At 46.9% G+C, this 15,213-nt stretch carries 16 protein-coding genes; 4 read left to right on the top strand and 12 right to left on the bottom strand.

All coding sequences use genetic code 11. The features are described from left to right. Nucleotides 1-86: 86 nt before the first annotated feature. Entirely contained in the window at nt 87-1,004 is a 918-nt protein-coding gene (locus tag G9U52_RS07380) for a hypothetical protein (RefSeq protein ID WP_166147807.1), read from the bottom strand. Nucleotides 1,005-1,219: 215 nt separating this feature from the next. Between G9U52_RS07380 and G9U52_RS39160 the strand changes: the two genes are divergently transcribed. Beyond that, nucleotides 1,220-1,378: a hypothetical protein gene (locus G9U52_RS39160; protein WP_207952829.1), complete on the top strand. Its 159-nt coding sequence runs from the start codon at nt 1,220-1,222 to the stop codon at nt 1,376-1,378. Here G9U52_RS39160 and G9U52_RS07385 read toward each other — a convergent pair. From G9U52_RS07385 to G9U52_RS07420, 8 genes are all read right to left on the bottom strand, one after another. Beyond that, nucleotides 1,360-2,082: a hypothetical protein gene (locus G9U52_RS07385; RefSeq protein ID WP_166147810.1), complete on the bottom strand. Its 723-nt coding sequence runs from the start codon at nt 2,080-2,082 to the stop codon at nt 1,360-1,362. The two genes, G9U52_RS39160 and G9U52_RS07385, sit on opposite strands and share 19 nt — an antisense overlap. Before the next feature lie 285 nt (nt 2,083-2,367). After that, nucleotides 2,368-2,622: a hypothetical protein gene (locus G9U52_RS07390; protein WP_166146751.1), complete on the bottom strand. Its 255-nt coding sequence runs from the start codon at nt 2,620-2,622 to the stop codon at nt 2,368-2,370. After that, nucleotides 2,523-2,807: a type II toxin-antitoxin system PemK/MazF family toxin gene (locus G9U52_RS07395; RefSeq protein ID WP_311764817.1), complete on the bottom strand. Its 285-nt coding sequence runs from the start codon at nt 2,805-2,807 to the stop codon at nt 2,523-2,525. The genes G9U52_RS07390 and G9U52_RS07395 overlap by 100 nt, the downstream gene beginning before the upstream one ends. A gap of 13 nt (nt 2,808-2,820) precedes the next feature. Continuing rightward, entirely contained in the window at nt 2,821-2,979 is a 159-nt protein-coding gene (locus tag G9U52_RS07400; RefSeq protein ID WP_166147814.1) for a DUF2281 domain-containing protein, read from the bottom strand. A gap of 62 nt (nt 2,980-3,041) precedes the next feature. Beyond that, on the bottom strand, nt 3,042-4,745 hold the full coding sequence (gene rlmD / locus G9U52_RS07405) for a 23S rRNA (uracil(1939)-C(5))-methyltransferase RlmD (protein ID WP_243767214.1): 1,704 nt from the start codon (nt 4,743-4,745) through the stop codon (nt 3,042-3,044). Between the two features lie 135 nt (nt 4,746-4,880). Then, complete coding sequence (locus tag G9U52_RS07410; protein WP_166147816.1) at nt 4,881-5,789, bottom strand: diacylglycerol kinase; 909 nt, start codon at nt 5,787-5,789, stop codon at nt 4,881-4,883. Between the two features lie 52 nt (nt 5,790-5,841). After that, nucleotides 5,842-6,609 carry a sirohydrochlorin chelatase gene (locus G9U52_RS07415; protein ID WP_166147818.1) on the bottom strand — a complete coding sequence of 256 codons (768 nt, stop codon included), beginning with the start codon at nt 6,607-6,609 and terminating at the stop codon, nt 5,842-5,844. A 223-nt stretch (nt 6,610-6,832) separates the two neighbouring features. Beyond that, on the bottom strand, nt 6,833-7,123 hold the full coding sequence (locus G9U52_RS07420) for a YerC/YecD family TrpR-related protein (RefSeq protein WP_166147820.1): 291 nt from the start codon (nt 7,121-7,123) through the stop codon (nt 6,833-6,835). A 232-nt stretch (nt 7,124-7,355) separates the two neighbouring features. Between G9U52_RS07420 and G9U52_RS07425 the strand changes: the two genes are divergently transcribed. Next, nucleotides 7,356-7,871 (top strand): aminotransferase, encoded by a 516-nt coding sequence (locus tag G9U52_RS07425; protein ID WP_166147823.1) that lies wholly within the window; start codon nt 7,356-7,358, stop codon nt 7,869-7,871. Between the two features lie 305 nt (nt 7,872-8,176). Here G9U52_RS07425 and G9U52_RS07430 read toward each other — a convergent pair whose 3' ends face one another. Continuing rightward, on the bottom strand, nt 8,177-8,908 hold the full coding sequence (locus tag G9U52_RS07430; protein WP_166147825.1) for a ThuA domain-containing protein: 732 nt from the start codon (nt 8,906-8,908) through the stop codon (nt 8,177-8,179). 281 nt (nt 8,909-9,189) lie between these two features. Between G9U52_RS07430 and G9U52_RS07435 the strand changes: the two genes are divergently transcribed. Together G9U52_RS07435 and G9U52_RS07440 are read left to right on the top strand one after the other, a co-directional pair. Further along, on the top strand, nt 9,190-10,101 hold the full coding sequence (locus tag G9U52_RS07435; protein WP_166147828.1) for an AraC family transcriptional regulator: 912 nt from the start codon (nt 9,190-9,192) through the stop codon (nt 10,099-10,101). Between the two features lie 215 nt (nt 10,102-10,316). After that, nucleotides 10,317-12,713, top strand: coding sequence for a transglycosylase domain-containing protein (locus tag G9U52_RS07440; RefSeq protein WP_243767187.1), 2,397 nt, complete (start codon nt 10,317-10,319; stop codon nt 12,711-12,713). Nucleotides 12,714-12,857: 144 nt separating this feature from the next. Here G9U52_RS07440 and G9U52_RS07445 read toward each other — a convergent pair whose 3' ends face one another. After that, nucleotides 12,858-13,304, bottom strand: coding sequence for a MarR family winged helix-turn-helix transcriptional regulator (locus G9U52_RS07445; protein WP_243767188.1), 447 nt, complete (start codon nt 13,302-13,304; stop codon nt 12,858-12,860). 168 nt (nt 13,305-13,472) lie between these two features. Continuing rightward, nucleotides 13,473-15,203: a hypothetical protein gene (locus G9U52_RS07450; RefSeq protein WP_166147830.1), complete on the bottom strand. Its 1,731-nt coding sequence runs from the start codon at nt 15,201-15,203 to the stop codon at nt 13,473-13,475. Between the last annotated feature and the right edge of the window lie 10 nt (nt 15,204-15,213).

The following is a 15,213-nucleotide window of genomic DNA, read 5'->3' on the forward strand; positions in this document are numbered from 1 at the left end:
TCAGCGAGTATATGTTCGCATGAAAAAACCTCCCCCAACGGAAGTTGGAGGTTTCGAGAATGAATTTTCAGGAAGGCTACTTGGTTCTAAGTAATATTAAAATTGAGTGAAAGTTGAACATTTTTTTCCTGCTTTATTTCATTTATTCTCTTTACTATTTCTTTCCGAGGCTCTTTGTTACTTTTTAGCATTGATTCAATTATTGCCACTGACTTCAAAACGGTGTCAATACTTATATTGGGTATCTCTTTATTATCTTTAAGATAACCGTTAAGATATTCTGCAGATGGATTTTTTAATCCCCTCCTTTCACAAACTAACCAACATACGCTTTCTGCCTCAAATTCACGCTCGTTTTTATCAAGATGACGTCTATCTCCCCACCATTTAGGATTTGGAGTACCCAGATGACCACAATAAACATGAGCTAATTCGTGTAGAATTGTTGCAAATCTTGTTTCCTGTGGATGAGTTCTATTCACAACCATCTCATATAAAATTTTCACCCATATTTCCTTCTTGCTTCGAAGTATTTTCCCTTCTCTTTGGCTACTGCTGATTTGAATAAAACCTGCACTGGATGTGCCATGATCAACCTCACTATATAAAATTCCATCACTTTTGAGATTATTTATTAGCCGATTAAAAACAACATTTGCAACTTGACCTTTGACTTTAAATGGATTAATTAGCTCTTCAGGGAAAGGGGCTTTACCGAATGTGTCCGATAATTCAAAAACGAATGAAACAGGTCCAAAAAGTCGTAAGATTACAAGTGGTCTTGCACCGGGGTTGATATTTCGATTAAATTTTTTTTCCCATTCAGCTGCCGTTGCAACGTATTGACTGCCAGGTTTTTGAATATGTATCAACATTGCATTATATGGAGCAATATGAGGGAATTTTTTCACAAATTCGAATAACTCTTTTAGTTCATTACTCTTTCGATATGTACCAATTTCTAGAAAAAGCTTATCTAACTCTGGAATACTCTTATTTTTCATTTGGTCACCTTTCCATAAAACATAAGTAGATGGAAATGCAATTTATACAATAAAAGTTTTATTGCTACTTCTTTAATATGGCAGTCGAACACAATTGCAATGTTTCAAAATTAGTCCTTTAAACTTATTCCACAATCCAACTGTAAATTCCTTTATTCGACAGATTATTTCCAATAGGATCATATTGAATAAACACACTTGATACAGCCCCAACTTTGTCCGATGATGGCTGGGAGACCCGTTCACCCCAAGCCGCAGGTATGAACGAGAACTGGAGGCTCGCCGGAGACTTCGGTACAGTCGACAGTATCGTACTTGCCAAAAATGGTGGGCTGGAACTTATGAATTGTGATGATTATTTCAAATTAACATAGCCAAAGTGATATTGGCTGTTATTAATAACTTGTTGCAAATCCATTCCTGATGAAGTAATTTGGAAAAGTTGAGCCTTAAGAGTAGATTCAGGTTGTAAATTTTCAATTTTAATCCAAATACGTGCTGTTTCACCATGCCATGCTGCAGGGTAGTCGTCGTTTGATAAACTCTTAGGCTCTGTGAACGACTTAATTTCCAAAACATTGGCTTTATATGCAATGTCATTGTTACCGCCAGCAGTTCTTCCGATAGCAAAGATAATAGTCACTTTTTCGCCGCGGTTAATTGCTTTGTTATACGCCGCTACACGTTTTGGTGACATACCGTAATAGAGAGCTTGCGTTGAAAACCATGTAAATCCTCTCACGGCTTGGTCTGCGATGTATAGCTGCATGGTTTCGTGACCGTTATATTCGTTGCCTTGATTATCACGCGAGGTTGCGAGTTTCATAAAGATGAAACTCTCATCAGAAAGATTTACTTCGTCTGAATCACGGTCAGATAACATCTGCCTTACGGATTCGATGTTTAAATATTTCCTTTTTAGTTCCATATAGAGTTCCTCGTCTTTGGCAATCATGTACATCTCCAGCATATCATTAAGTGCAACGGTTTTCGTCAGCCCTCGTTGCAAAACAAATTCATCGAACATCTGCTGGACTGTTTCGTGGGCGTTTATGGTCATGTAATTTTTTCGTGGCATAATATTTTCCTCTTTTCATCATAAATTGTACTACCGTTCCGGTAGAACATTTTTATTGTACTACCTTCCCGATAGAATATCAAGAGAGAAAGTAAAAAATGGTGGTTTTTATTCAGACAACAGAAAGATAGAAAATGGATATAGAGTAAATTCATATAAATTTATTGCCATAAACGTTAAAAAAGCCACATCTGATTAGACGTGGCAGTTTACGCTTATTTAATTATAACGAAATGCAGCCTTTTCGCGTATAGGGGGTGCAACCGCAAACAAACGGCTATTAAGTTAGTCATCGTTGTGCAGATACCAGCCGTGTTCACGATGTCTTGTTTCTGCGTTCGGATGCTCCTTTTCGTATTTTTCATTCGACCGTCTAACCATTTCGTCGTTTAATCTTTCCATTTCATAGGTTCTGTCGCCGCCACCATCTTTCAGCAATACTAACCTTCTTGTTTCATACTCATCTGCAAGTTCTTCATCCGACGCTGTGTCAAGCAAGTTTTCGAAACTGCTTTTGAAGAGTTTACCAAATAGTCCCATAATATTCTCCTCCATACAGATTTTTTTGAGGTGATTGTGGCGACAATTAAATCATGATGCGACACGTTATAGCTTGAATTGGACAAGACGAGGATAGGACACTTTTTTGTTGCCGACAAATCGCTGTATGGAAACGGAATGAGCAAAATATCTCCTTGCCTACACATCGTTCCATACCTCGTCATCAACTGGATTATTTCAAAAGTCCATACTCGTCATGCTTGCTTGTTCGAGATTCTTTAATGTTTCGCGTTCGCGTTTCATGTTCAAGTATCCAATGAAGTCAAGCACTTCTAAAGCGTCTTGCGCGGCTATATAGTCGATCATGCGCTTCAGTTCTTCACGGTTCACGCTCATGAATAACACCGCCTTTTCATCATTATTTCCATTATACCACAGGAGAAACAGAATCTTATCATTTAACCCTCCCGATATATCCTTACCACGCACTCCACATGCACCGTATGCGGGAACATATCAACAGGCTGCACCTGGGCCGTACGATATCCGCCATCCTCCAGGACGCGAAGGTCGCGGGCGAGTGTCGACGGGTTGCACGATACGTAGACCACGCGCGCGGGGCGCATCTCCAGGATGGTCGCCAGCAGCGCGGCATCGCAACCTTTGCGCGGCGGGTCCACCACGATGACGTCGGGGGCGATGCCCCGGCGACGCCATTCGGGGATGACCACCTCGGCTGCGCCGGTCGCGAACTGAACGTTGCTGATGCCGTTCAGCAACGCATTGCGCCGAGCATCGTCGATGGCTTCCTCGACGATCTCGACGCCGTACACTTGGCGCGCACGCTGCGCCAAGAAGAGCGAAATCGTGCCGATGCCACAGTAGGCATCGATCACAATCTCTTCGCCGCTAAGCTCGGCGAATTCCAGTGCCTTCCCGTACAGAACCTCAGTTTGTATGGGGTTCACTTGAAAGAACGAGCGCGCTGAAATGGCGAAGCGAATGTCTCCGATCGTATCGTAGATGACATCGTCACCCCAGAGCACTTTCGTTTTATCGCCAAAGATAACATTGGTGCGCTCGGTGTTGATATTTTGGCAGATGCTTTTGATGCCGGGAATAGCAGCGCGCAGTAGGCCTACGAGCTCATCCGAATGCGGAATATCTATTCCATTAGTTATCAAGACCACCATAATATCGCCTGTATTGAAGCCATAACGTGCTACAACATGGCGCAGCAAGCCACGATGGGTTTCCTCATGATAAGCGCGAATGCCCAGCTCGCGGGCGATTTGCTTAACTTTAGACACGACGAGGTCATTGTTTTCCTGCTGGATGAGACAAGCCTCCATATCGATGATCCGGTGGCTGCCTTGTGCGTAAAAACCACCAACCAGACCTCCCTCCATAACTTCGCCATTATCCAAAACCGAATGGACAGACGCTAGTCCGATGGGCACTTGGGCTTTATTGCGATAACGCCATGGGTCACTCATTCCTAGTGTCTCATGGACGATGATGCCCTCGTATCCGCTCTCGCCGCCAGCCTCTGCACTCGCTCGACTAGGACTAAGCTCTTCATCCATGCTTCTCTCGACACTCAGCTTACTGTTCAAGCTGCCCGCTACCTTTAGCTTGCCAATCCGCTCCAGGTTGTCCACTACAAGCTGTCGCTTAAAGCGAAGCTGCGCCTCGTAGCTTAAGTGCTGGAGCTGGCAGCCGCCACACTGCTCGTAGATGGGACAGGGTGCCGCGGTGCGGTCGGGACTCGGCTTAACAATACGCAGCAGCTTGGCGTAGCCGTATTGTTTTTTTAGCTTCATGACCTTTACAAGCGCGCGTTCACCAGGAAGCGCACCCTGAACAAAAAGGGTAAAGCCATTTACGCGGCCTACCCCTTCGCCCTCATGGCCGATTCCGATAATGTCGGCCTCATACTCTTCGTTCCTCACTACTGGCAAAGCCGAAGTATCCAAGCCCTGCACCGAGCTTATTTTTGATCCACGTCCGGCACCTACATGCTTGGTCGAGTTCGAATTTGCTCCATTTGTGCCCGAGCCACGGTTCAGCTCTGCATTCTTCGTTGAGTTCGAAGCTAATCCGTTACCCCTCCCTGCATTTGAGCCCTTACCTTTACCGCCTCTAAAACCGCCACTCTTCATTCCCATATTACGTTCCACTCCAAACTATTTTTCCTAAACTTTTAATATCGTAAAAAGGTTAATCGCTTCATTTATTCATTTTTCATTCAATCATTCATTCAATCATTCAATCATTCATGCTATCGTTCAGCAAGCCTACTTATAAACCGACTGCCCGCTTTGATCTATGAATATTTGCACATGGCAAGGTAAATTTGTAAAGGTGCAAGGCAAGGTACCACCAAATTCGCCATCCAGATTGATCTGGACATAGTCGGGGGAGGTAACGTGGATCGTTTTCGTTTGAAAATAGATAATGTTCGGATCGCCCAGATGCTCGCCGCGCAGTGCCAGTGAGACAACGCGGATGAACTCGGCCAGGTTGCATTTTTTGAGGATCAGCACGTCGAATAATCCATCGTTCAAGGAGGCATCCGGTGCAAGCTTCTCGAAGCCTCCGACCGAGTTACTATTGGAGATTAGAAAAAGCATAACCTCTTCGTGGAACTCCCTGTCATCCGCACGGATGTGGAGCTCGATGGGCCGCAAACGGGGCAGCTTTTCCAAACCCTTCATATAATAGGCCATCTGGCCGATCATGGTTTTGAGCTTGCTGGGCACCTCATAGGTCAGCTCAGTCATAGAGCCACCGCCGGCGATGTTGATGAAGTAGCGCTGGTCCATTTTGCCTACATCTATATAACGGGCGTGCTGCTGCAGGATAACGTCAACCGCACCCTCCCAGCTGCGTGGAATATTAAGTGCCCGTGCAAAATCATTCGTGGTCCCCAGTGGAATAATACCCAGCTGTGGTCGGTAATCTTTCTCGGCGACGCCGTTAATGACCTCGTAGATCGTGCCGTCACCGCCTGCCGCGATAATAATGTCGAAGCCCCGTTCGACGGCTTCTGCTGCAGCCAGAGTAGCATCGCCTTCGCCAATCGTAGCATGCGTCGAAGTTTCAATGCCGCCGCGTTCGAGGTGCTGCAAGATTTCGGGCAGCCGTTTTTTCATTTCCTCCCTGCCGGAGGTTGGATTATAAATCAGTCTTGCACGTTTGGCCATTTCTTAATCACCCGTCCGCTCATTATTACCTAATTAATTGACATGCCGACGATCATACCCGCTCCCAAAAAATAGCCGTTTGCCGTTCTAGCCACCGTGCTACCAGCGGATGAGGAAGCAAGGAGCTCCCGTTATATTTATAAGTATAGCCCTGAAGCCGCTCTGGAATCACTTCATTGGTGAAATAGCCCTCACTAAGAAATACCGGTACGACCAGCACCATGTGGTTCGGTTTTAGCTTAAGCCAGTGGTTCATCTTTCGATCGATCTGGTCGGGCAGCAGCATCGCTACGTCTACCTCGTCAAAGTCTCCATACTCTTTTAACCGCGAAGCCAACCTCTCTAAACCTCTGCGCCACAGAATATGAAAGTTTCGTTCTACGCTCCCATGCCCGACCAACAGCACGATTTCTTCGGCTGGCTTTAAAGATAGCGGCTTCATTTTTTCATACAAAATTTGTGCTATTATAGGATCATCATCGATAGGATTTGTGAAGTGGAGCTTTGCCTGTATCGCAAAAGGTGTCATATCTGTGGGAAGAACCGGTTCGGGCTTCACGCCAAGCGCGTAGCTAATCTCATCAATGTGGGTACTGCCAGAAGATATAAATAAAGGAACGGCGATAATATCCGTAACACCAAGTGACTCTAAATGGGTAATCCCGTCTTGAATAAGCCTGCCTTCTACAATTTCCAGAAAGGAAGCATATACCGGTATTCCGTCAGGGATCTGCATAGCGTTAACAGCCTCGTCCACCAGATGGACCCATTTCTCATTTCGAGAGCCGTGGCTTATGACCAATACACCATATTTGAGCACGTTTATCCCCTCTTCCGAACGAAAAAAGAAGCGCTTCGCTGCCCTTCCTTTTGTTGCTTAACCTGTATCTTCCATTATAACACAAATCCACATTTCCCAAATACTCAATCATGTCTATAATTGGAAACCTTGTTTCCTGCCTTACCTCAACAAAAAAAGGAGTCTGCCTCCGCAGCCCCTTGCATCTGGTAAAACGGTTCCACTCAGGTGATCAGGTAGTTGCTTAACGGCCAATCCGCTCCAGAGCCAGCTTGTATCCGTCATTACCATAATTCAAGCATCGTTTCACACGGGAAATCGTCGCTGTGCTGGCTCCGGTTTCCGCTTCGATCTGGTTATATGTGTTCCCTTTGCGAAGCATTCTAGCTACTTCAAGCCGCTGGGATAAGGAATGGATTTCGTTCACCGTGCATAAATCATCGAAAAAAACATAACATTCTTCAACATCTTTTAATGTGAGAATCGATTCGAATAGCTGATCGATTGCTTTGTCATTTAGCTTTTTCAATTGCATATACGTTCAACCCCTTGATGGTCTGTTAAAAATCCATATACAAAGCTATTCGACACCTTTAGCGGAATTCCTTCCTTTAGGTTAGCAATGCGTTACTATTTTTATGCGGTGATGGGTTAAAATCTTGGAAAACACCAAAAACCGTGACAAGTGACTAGGTCCATCCATTCGCCTACCACATAGACTGAATAAAGATAAATGTCTATATCCCAAAAAAAGGAATGAGTATTCTATGAGCATACAAAGGCCAACGATAGGCAACCGAGGCGGAATGCACACTCGCAGTTACGTCGCGCAAGAGCCTCCCTCCTTTTCCGTAGGAACACAGCTCCCCGGTTCCTATCCTGGAATAGGAAGTAACGCCTATGCACCACCCTATGTAGCCAATTACGCCACACCGGTTGTACAACCCGCGCCTGCGAGCAGCTCAGGTCCCCTCAACAAGCTTGCAGCCTTCTTTAGCGGAGCTTCCGGCAGTGAAGGCGGCAGTACGATTAACATCGCACAAATTAAACAGGCGATCGACCGTATGGGTGGCATAGACGGCATCATGGAAACAATGGGCAAGGTCCAGAAGATGGTGCAAAGCGTGCAGCAGATGGCTCCACTCGTCAAGGTGCTGATGGGCTCCTTCGGCAAAAAGAAAAAAAGCCGCGCCGACGGAGCGGCTCCCCGCCGCAGGCGCCGCAAAAGCTCAAGCGCCAAGGGCATAGGCAAGACTCGCGGTAAACGCCGCGGGGCACGCTAGCTTGGCCGTTGGGCTGGCTTCGCGCTGGAGATAGTGAAACTCTGCTTAAAAAGTATAGTAGTGGAATAGCTCCAGCTAAATCACTTCCTTTTAGAGTTTTGAGCCTAGTAGGCTCATATTAACGGTAGTTTTTCCAGCTCGTTTATCTTTTCGCTCCATATTTTTGCTTTTAGACACCTTTATGCTCATTCATCCGATCAAACTTGTAACTCCATCAAGCGATGCTTTCAGCGTTGGATCTATTGGGCCGCAATACCGTTAATAAACAAAAAAAACGGCATTTCTGCCGTTTTTTTTGTTTCTCTCTATTCCTTAGCCTTAATCGGCTCCAAAGGCTCGCTATTCCCGTACTGCGGATAATCACGGGTTGTCGGCGCAGCCCACTTCACGCCGTTTGCGATAACGCGGCGCACTTGTTCGTTATAATAGGTTGGATACGATTCATGGCCTGGGCGGAAGTAGAAAATTTTGCCCTGTCCACGGTGGAAGGTGCAGCCGCTGCGGAAGACTTCGCCGCCCTCGAACCAGCTGACCAAAACAACCTCATCCGGAGCCGGGATATCGAAGTGCTCGCCGTACATTTCTTCGGACTCCAACTCAATATAAGGGCCGATGCCTTCAACGATAGGATGCCCTGGGGAAACGACCCAGAGGCGTTCCTTCTCGCCTGCTTCCCTCCATTTGAGGTCGCAGGAGGTACCCATTAATTTTTTGAAAATTTTCGAAAAATGCCCCGAATGCAGCACAATAAGCCCCATCCCATGCAAAACGCGATTATGTACACGCTGTACGATTTCATCCTGCACATCGCCATGTGCTTTATGTCCCCACCAGATCAGCACATCCGTGCTATTCAAGCGCTCCTCGGTCAAGCCATGCTCATGCTCATCCAGCGTAGCATAGGAAACCTCAACCTCTGTTCCCAAGCCCTCCCCAATCACTTGATGGATACCATTCGGGTACACAGCCCGGATTCTCTCGCTTTCTTGCTCATGGCGAAATTCATTCCATACCGTTACACGCAGCTTTTGACTCATTAGGATAGCCTCCAATTAGATTCATTTAGATTCATTTGTATGATTTATATTATATAAGATTATACCCATTGAAGGATATGCTCAAAACTGGTTGATCTCTATTCAAAAGCGCCATGCCTGACCAAATCATGCTATACTAATCATTGAATTTGCGCAAAACGACTATACATAAATGTCTTTGCAAAAAATTCCCAAAAGATAGAAGCGTCCAACGCATGCTATTCCAGGCCGTGCGTTGTTTAACGCGGTTCATTTTAACCATTTGGAGGTAGAGCTTTAGTATGTCCACTATGCTTGAACAAGAAGCGTCGATCCACAATGAGCTTGTCGATTACCAGAATGCCTTACTACGGCTAAAAATATGGCAAATTAGCAGAAGCTACCCCCTACCGCAAGAGGGGCATCCCCCTTTATTCCGTTGGCATTACCATAAGGAGGTGGAGTTCGTAGCCATTATGGAAGGCTCGCTCAGCCTGCAAACCAAGCACGGAACGCGTATTCTGCAAAGTGGTGAGGTGTATGTAGTGGGTTCCTCACAGCTCCATCGCACTAAAAAAGAAAGCGCTGAACCGCTCAACTACATCGTCTGCCAATTTGATTTGGCGCAGCATTTTGATGAGAGCACGATGCCTTATTTACATTATTTCAGCGAGGTTCAAAGGCCGCTAGGGCTGCTGAACTCTATGTTCAGCCAATACCCTGAGGTGCAAGCCCAAGCCTATGCGTTAATTATGGACATCTTTGCCGAATCGCAAACGAACCAAAAAGGCTGTGAGCTTGCGATCAGCGCTTCCATCCGCCGATTACTGCTGCTTCTGCTGCGCAATGATACAGAAGGCATCCTGCATGGAGCTGAGCGGGATGAGCTGACGAGACTACAGCCGGTGCTGGATTATGTGGAGCAGCATCTGGAAGAGAAAATCGCAATCGGACAAGCGTGCGCCGTGCTGAATTTAAGCTACCACTATTTTATTAAATATTTCAAAAAAGTGATGGGCATGTCCTTCATCGATTACGTGAATTACAAACGCATCAAAAAAGCCGAGCGGCTGCTGCTTACGCAACCACTTAGCATCGCCGAGGTGGGTGAGGCTGTAGGTATCCCGAATATGGCGCAATTTTATAAGCTATTCAAACGGCATAACCATTGCTCGCCCAAGGAGTTCAAGCTACGCATGAAGATAGAACTGTGAATGTTTGACGTTATATCCTCGGTGGTAAATATGAAATAGAACGAACCATGGAGGACTCACATATGCATCCAATACCAACTAAAACTAACACACCATCTACCGTAAAAGCTTCCCGTATAGGAACTGTTTTAAAAATTACTATGTTATCCTTATTTGCGTTTGCTCTTATCTGGGTGCTTTTGCTTCTCAGCTTTGGCTGGGTCTGGAGCTCTTATATGACCATATATCGCGGAATCGATATTTCTTTGCTGAGCAAGGAGCCTCCGCGTGCTACGGTTTTTTATGATGCCAATGGCGAGGTCATCACAGAGCTAACCAACTCACGGATGGAATATATGCCTTTAGATCGTTTTTCCAAAATCGTACAAGAAGCTGTAGTTTCTGTAGAGGATGCACGTTTTTATGAGCATAAAGGTGTTGATTATCAAGGAATCGCACGTGCTTTTTACCAGAATTGGAAATCCGGTAACACGGTACAAGGCGGTAGTACGATTACGCAGCAGCTTGCCAAAACCTTTTTATTTTCCTCCGAACGAACCTATTCCCGCAAAATCAATGAGGCCATCGCCTCTATTAAAATCGAAAAGGTCTATAGCAAGGATCAAATTATGGAGCTGTATTTAAACCATATTTATTTTGGAGAAGGCTCATGGGGCCTGGAGCGTGCTGCCCAGTCTTATTTTGGCAAGCCTGCACTGGATTTAACCTTATCCGAGGCTGCACTGTTGGCGGGCATTCCCAAATCACCTATCAACTACTCACCTGTCAAAAAGCCTGAGCAAGCCAAGGAACGGCGCAATCTTGTACTAAACCTGATGGCAGAGCAAGGGAAAATCACTGAAGCTGAGCGGGATGCCGCCAAAAATGAGGAGATTCAGCTAGTGGCCCAAGCAGAACCGAAGGTAGCCATGCACCCCTCCTTTATCAACCATGTAATAAGCGAAGCGATCGATAAGTACAAGCTGACCGAGGAGCAAATCCTGTCATCCGGCTACCAGATTTATACGACCATGGCACCCCAAGTGCAAGTAGCGGCGGAGGAGGTTTATAGCGACGATTCGTTTTTTCCTGAGGATGCGGGCGGTCTGCAAAGCGGGATAGTATTAATGGAGCCTCAAAGCGGGGCCTTGCTGGGCATCGTGGGCTCACGTACCCCGCAACAGGAATTCCGAGCATTTAACTATGCGACCCAAAATCAGCGGCAGCCAGGCTCGGCCCTCAAGCCCATCATTGTGTTTGCACCTGCATTAAGTGCCGGCTTCGGGACCAGGGATCAAATCCATGATGTAGAAACCGATTTTGGTGGAGCCTACAAACCCGCGAATTATGGAAACCAGCTTCACGGCTGGGTTACCCTAGAGGAAGCCTTAGTGCAATCCTATAATATTCCGGCAGTCGCTCTGTTAAAGGAAATTGGCATCGACAAAGGAATGGAAATAGCTTCACTGGCAGGATTGCCCTTAGAGGATACAGATCGAACCTTAGGCATTGCCTTGGGCGGCATGACCAAGGGCACTTCCCCACTTGTGATGGCTCAGGCTTATACGATGTTTGCCAATAACGGGAGTGTGGCTAAAGCTTACGCGATCACCAAGATAGTTGACCAGCATGGGCAGCTGGTTGGCGAAGAAGCCCGCCCTGTGTTGGAGCCTGTTTTGGAGCCGAATGTCGCTTATACCATGACCACCATGCTTCGAAAAGTAGTCAATCAAGGCACAGGACAAAGTGCACGGATGGATCGGCCTGTAGCCGGAAAAACCGGAACAACCCAGCTGCCCGACATTCCGGAATTCAAAAATAAATACGGTAAACAAATCGATGGCTCCAAGGATGCCTGGTTTGTTGGCTACACCCCTGAGATCGTGGCCGCCGTATGGCTGGGCTATGAAAAAACGAACAAAGACCACTACCTGACTACTACCGGCGGTAAATATCCCGCAATTTTATTTAATGAAGTGCTGACTCGTGCTTTGCAGGGTGTGCCCGTTGTTGATTTTGCCAGACCCGAGGCGTTTGCTGCTGTTGTGGGTGGCAAAAAGAAGATCAACGAGAATAAAGCCATAACGCTTGCCGAAGCGAAGAAGAAGCTGGCAGAGGAGCAGGAAGCGTTGGCGCTTGAGGAGGCCGCAGCAGCTGAGGCTCTTGCTGCCGCGAGCGCGCAGGTCACTAGTGCTGGTGGCGGCGCTGGCGCGGCAGGTGCTGGGAGCACCGTCGCTGCTGACGCGAATAGCGGCGGCGCAGCCGCGGCCACAGGCGCAAGCGGCGGGACGCCTGGAGCAGCGAACGGAGCCGGGGCGAACGGCGGAACGGCGGCTACCGGGGCTACAGGCGCTGGTGCTCCTGCCCCAGCTGACAAAGGCACAGCCGCTACCGCTCCTGCGGACAAAGGCGCTGGTGCTCCTGCCCCAGCTGACAAGGGCACAGCCGCTACCGCTCCTGCGGACAAAGGCGCTGGTGCTCCTGCCCCAGCTGACAAGGGCACAGCTGCTACCGTTGCACCTGCGGATAAGGGCAATGCGGCACCACCAGAAGGGGTACCCCCAACCGCAAGCAATTTGGTAGGCAGCGCCCCAACAAGCGGAGCTACAAACGGTTCTGGGGGCACTCCGTAATCCAGAGCGCTGTGAACGTAAAAAGAGCACCAGCTTTGGCAGCCCAGTGCTCTCATCCATGTAAGCAAACGTCAAATAGCCCTCCACCTTATGGAAGACCTTGTCAATAAATTGCCTTTCAGAAAAATTTGAACTTTGGGACCGCTAAAACACTTCTACGGAGCCCACTCCCTTCTTTTCCATTTGTGTATTCAACAAATCTAGTGAAGTGATAATACCATCCAATTCCTCAGATCCAAGATCGCTAAGCACGGTTTGAAAAAAATTTTCATGAAAGTAATCGAGTTTATTGCGGATTTCATCTATCTTCCCGGTTTTCTGTATCCATACAATCCGACGATCCGACTCATCCCTGACTCTCTGAATCCAGCCGTCCCGCTCCAAACGGTCAATAATACTGGAGACTGTACTATAGGAAAGCTTCACAGCTTCAGATATATGGCCAATCGTCTTTGGCTCTTTATAAACTTGCGCAATAACCATACCTTGAGGCTTCGTCAGATCCATTTCCTTCATGAAACCTTCGAGTGTAGTATTATATAATCGGGAAAGCTTGTGAATGGTTTTAGAGATATTCATTGCTTGATTCATGGACAATCTCCCCTGTCTTAAGCGATTACATAAAACCAATATTGTCTAAACTATATCATATTAATTGTACAGAGCAAAGAAAGGAAGGCCGTGCCTAACATCTCCTATGTTAGGCACGGCCTTTTTTTTGAAAAACCTTAGATAGAATCTGCTGATGTATTTCCCTTATTATTGCTCAAGAACCGACAGCAAGCGCTTGGCTTCTCCTAGCGGTGTGGTTACCGTCTCGAATATTTTCACCTTCAAGGGCGATTCCATCAAATCACTGACCACATTATCAAAATACATCATTTGGTTACCGTTGATCAAGCGGTTCGGACCTGTTAGCTCGAAGGTCTTGTAGCCGATCCGCTCCCCTGCTGGGTTCTCCAATTCAATAAGCAGCTTCGGATTGGATGCTTCTGTCACCACGTTATCTGTAGTGCTGATATCCATAACCGATTTCATTCGGTACGTATAATTGTTGATTTTAGTGGTTGCATTTTGCGAAAGAACCATCGATAAGCCCCATGAGTTCAATTTCAGCTTATAGGGATAAAAGTCCAGATCGGTCGCATTTGGCGTTGCCTTCTGGATAGCTACAGGCAGCTTGCCTATCGGCGTTTGAAAGCCGGACTCACCTTGCTTCTCTAGCAGCCTGAATGTAAACTGATCAGCAGATTCGGTAAGTGGCATCGTAAAAGCATACGTTGCCGCAACGCCCATACCGGGCAGCACTTCTTTGACCGAGCTTTCAAGCTGACTGCCTGAGTATACGACTCCTGTATGGTTCATCAAGTCGGCTCCAATTGCAGGAATGGGCAGCGGACTATCACTGAAATTCGTAAATTTCACATTAGCGACTACCGTCTTGAAGCTCTGCCCTTCATTCTCGAACCAATCCGCGTTAGAAAGTGAGACGGAAAGCTGTGGATTTATGGCTTTGCTCATCGGATCAATAGCTATTCGAGAACCAAGCTGGTAAGCGGGCAAGCTTAGTTCTGTCACTTCCTGAGCAGGCACCCTAAAGCCAACGCCTCCTACAGAATAGGTCTGGGCAGTAGTCTGGCCCAGCTTCACGAAGCTTTCGGTAGTTAATACATAGAAGGCTTCTGGATTCACTCCAGCATCCATGGGAATGGAATAATAGACATAATGGCTTTCACCCGGAATTACAACCAACGGCGTTTCATCCATTCGTTTGCCAAGAAATGATTGACCATCAGCTTTCCCGCTTAATGAGAATCCAGGTACAGTTTCCGTGTGGCTACCCGGGTTCTCAACCTTTAATTGGACGATATAAGTCGGAGCCTGCCCATCAAATTGTGTGTAAAGGCTGGCAGCTGAGTAGACCAATGAAGAAGAAACGCCTGGCAGCCTGAATGGATCTCCCCAGTTCAACAAGGCAGTATCGGCGATTCTGGAATCATTGCCCTTCCAGACCATCGAGCCAATGCCGATATCCGCAAGCACGGTTTCTTGCTTCGGATACACACTCATATCGAAATCGACCAAGATCAGGTCTGTGAGGTTAATTTCTACAGTCGAATCAACCTCTGCCATATAGCTGAACTCTTCATTCGTATGCGGAGCTATAGACTTAATATTGGCTGCGCTTGGCTGCAGCAAATACAAGGTGCCGTCCGAGCCTTTGGCACGAAGCTCAAAGTCTGGAGTCCGTACTGCAGCCCCCGAACGGTTATTCAACTTAATAACCACTCCCATTTTCCAGCCGTTCTCCGTCTTCTCCAGCAGGACGCTTTTCACCTGCGTCTGGATGGAACCGTTGATCGCATAGGCTGGTGCTTCAACAGCAGTTGGAGCTGTGGTTCCATCAGCAGCGAATGCCGAGGGTATGGAGAATGCAACAGTCGATGTAAGCATGATCGCCAATAGGGTTTGTTTCTTATATAGTTTCATGAATGAATCC

Source organism: Paenibacillus agricola, assembly GCF_011440305.1.
Classification (GTDB): Bacteria; Bacillota; Bacilli; order Paenibacillales; family NBRC-103111; genus Paenibacillus_S; species Paenibacillus_S agricola.

What these genes read in the sequence shown, in the direction of transcription:
- G9U52_RS07435 (WP_166147828.1), top strand. Translation starts at nt 9,190, where the DNA reads ATGTCCACTATGCTTGAACAAGAAGCGTCGATCCACAATGAGCTTGTC.
- G9U52_RS07430 (WP_166147825.1), bottom strand. Translation starts at nt 8,908, where the DNA reads ATGAGTCAAAAGCTGCGTGTAACGGTATGGAATGAATTTCGCCATGAG.
- G9U52_RS07420 (WP_166147820.1), bottom strand. Translation starts at nt 7,123, where the DNA reads ATGCAATTGAAAAAGCTAAATGACAAAGCAATCGATCAGCTATTCGAA.
- G9U52_RS07440 (WP_243767187.1), top strand. Translation starts at nt 10,317, where the DNA reads ATGACCATATATCGCGGAATCGATATTTCTTTGCTGAGCAAGGAGCCT.
- G9U52_RS07410 (WP_166147816.1), bottom strand. Translation starts at nt 5,789, where the DNA reads ATGGCCAAACGTGCAAGACTGATTTATAATCCAACCTCCGGCAGGGAG.
- G9U52_RS07450 (WP_166147830.1), bottom strand. Translation starts at nt 15,203, where the DNA reads ATGAAACTATATAAGAAACAAACCCTATTGGCGATCATGCTTACATCG.
- G9U52_RS07380 (WP_166147807.1), bottom strand. Translation starts at nt 1,004, where the DNA reads ATGAAAAATAAGAGTATTCCAGAGTTAGATAAGCTTTTTCTAGAAATT.
- G9U52_RS07445 (WP_243767188.1), bottom strand. Translation starts at nt 13,304, where the DNA reads ATGAATCAAGCAATGAATATCTCTAAAACCATTCACAAGCTTTCCCGA.
- rlmD (WP_243767214.1), bottom strand. Translation starts at nt 4,745, where the DNA reads ATGAAGAGTGGCGGTTTTAGAGGCGGTAAAGGTAAGGGCTCAAATGCA.
- G9U52_RS07390 (WP_166146751.1), bottom strand. Translation starts at nt 2,622, where the DNA reads ATGGGACTATTTGGTAAACTCTTCAAAAGCAGTTTCGAAAACTTGCTT.
- G9U52_RS07400 (WP_166147814.1), bottom strand. Translation starts at nt 2,979, where the DNA reads ATGAGCGTGAACCGTGAAGAACTGAAGCGCATGATCGACTATATAGCC.
- G9U52_RS07385 (WP_166147810.1), bottom strand. Translation starts at nt 2,082, where the DNA reads ATGCCACGAAAAAATTACATGACCATAAACGCCCACGAAACAGTCCAG.
- G9U52_RS07395 (WP_311764817.1), bottom strand. Translation starts at nt 2,807, where the DNA reads ATGACGAGGTATGGAACGATGTGTAGGCAAGGAGATATTTTGCTCATT.
- G9U52_RS07425 (WP_166147823.1), top strand. Translation starts at nt 7,356, where the DNA reads ATGAGCATACAAAGGCCAACGATAGGCAACCGAGGCGGAATGCACACT.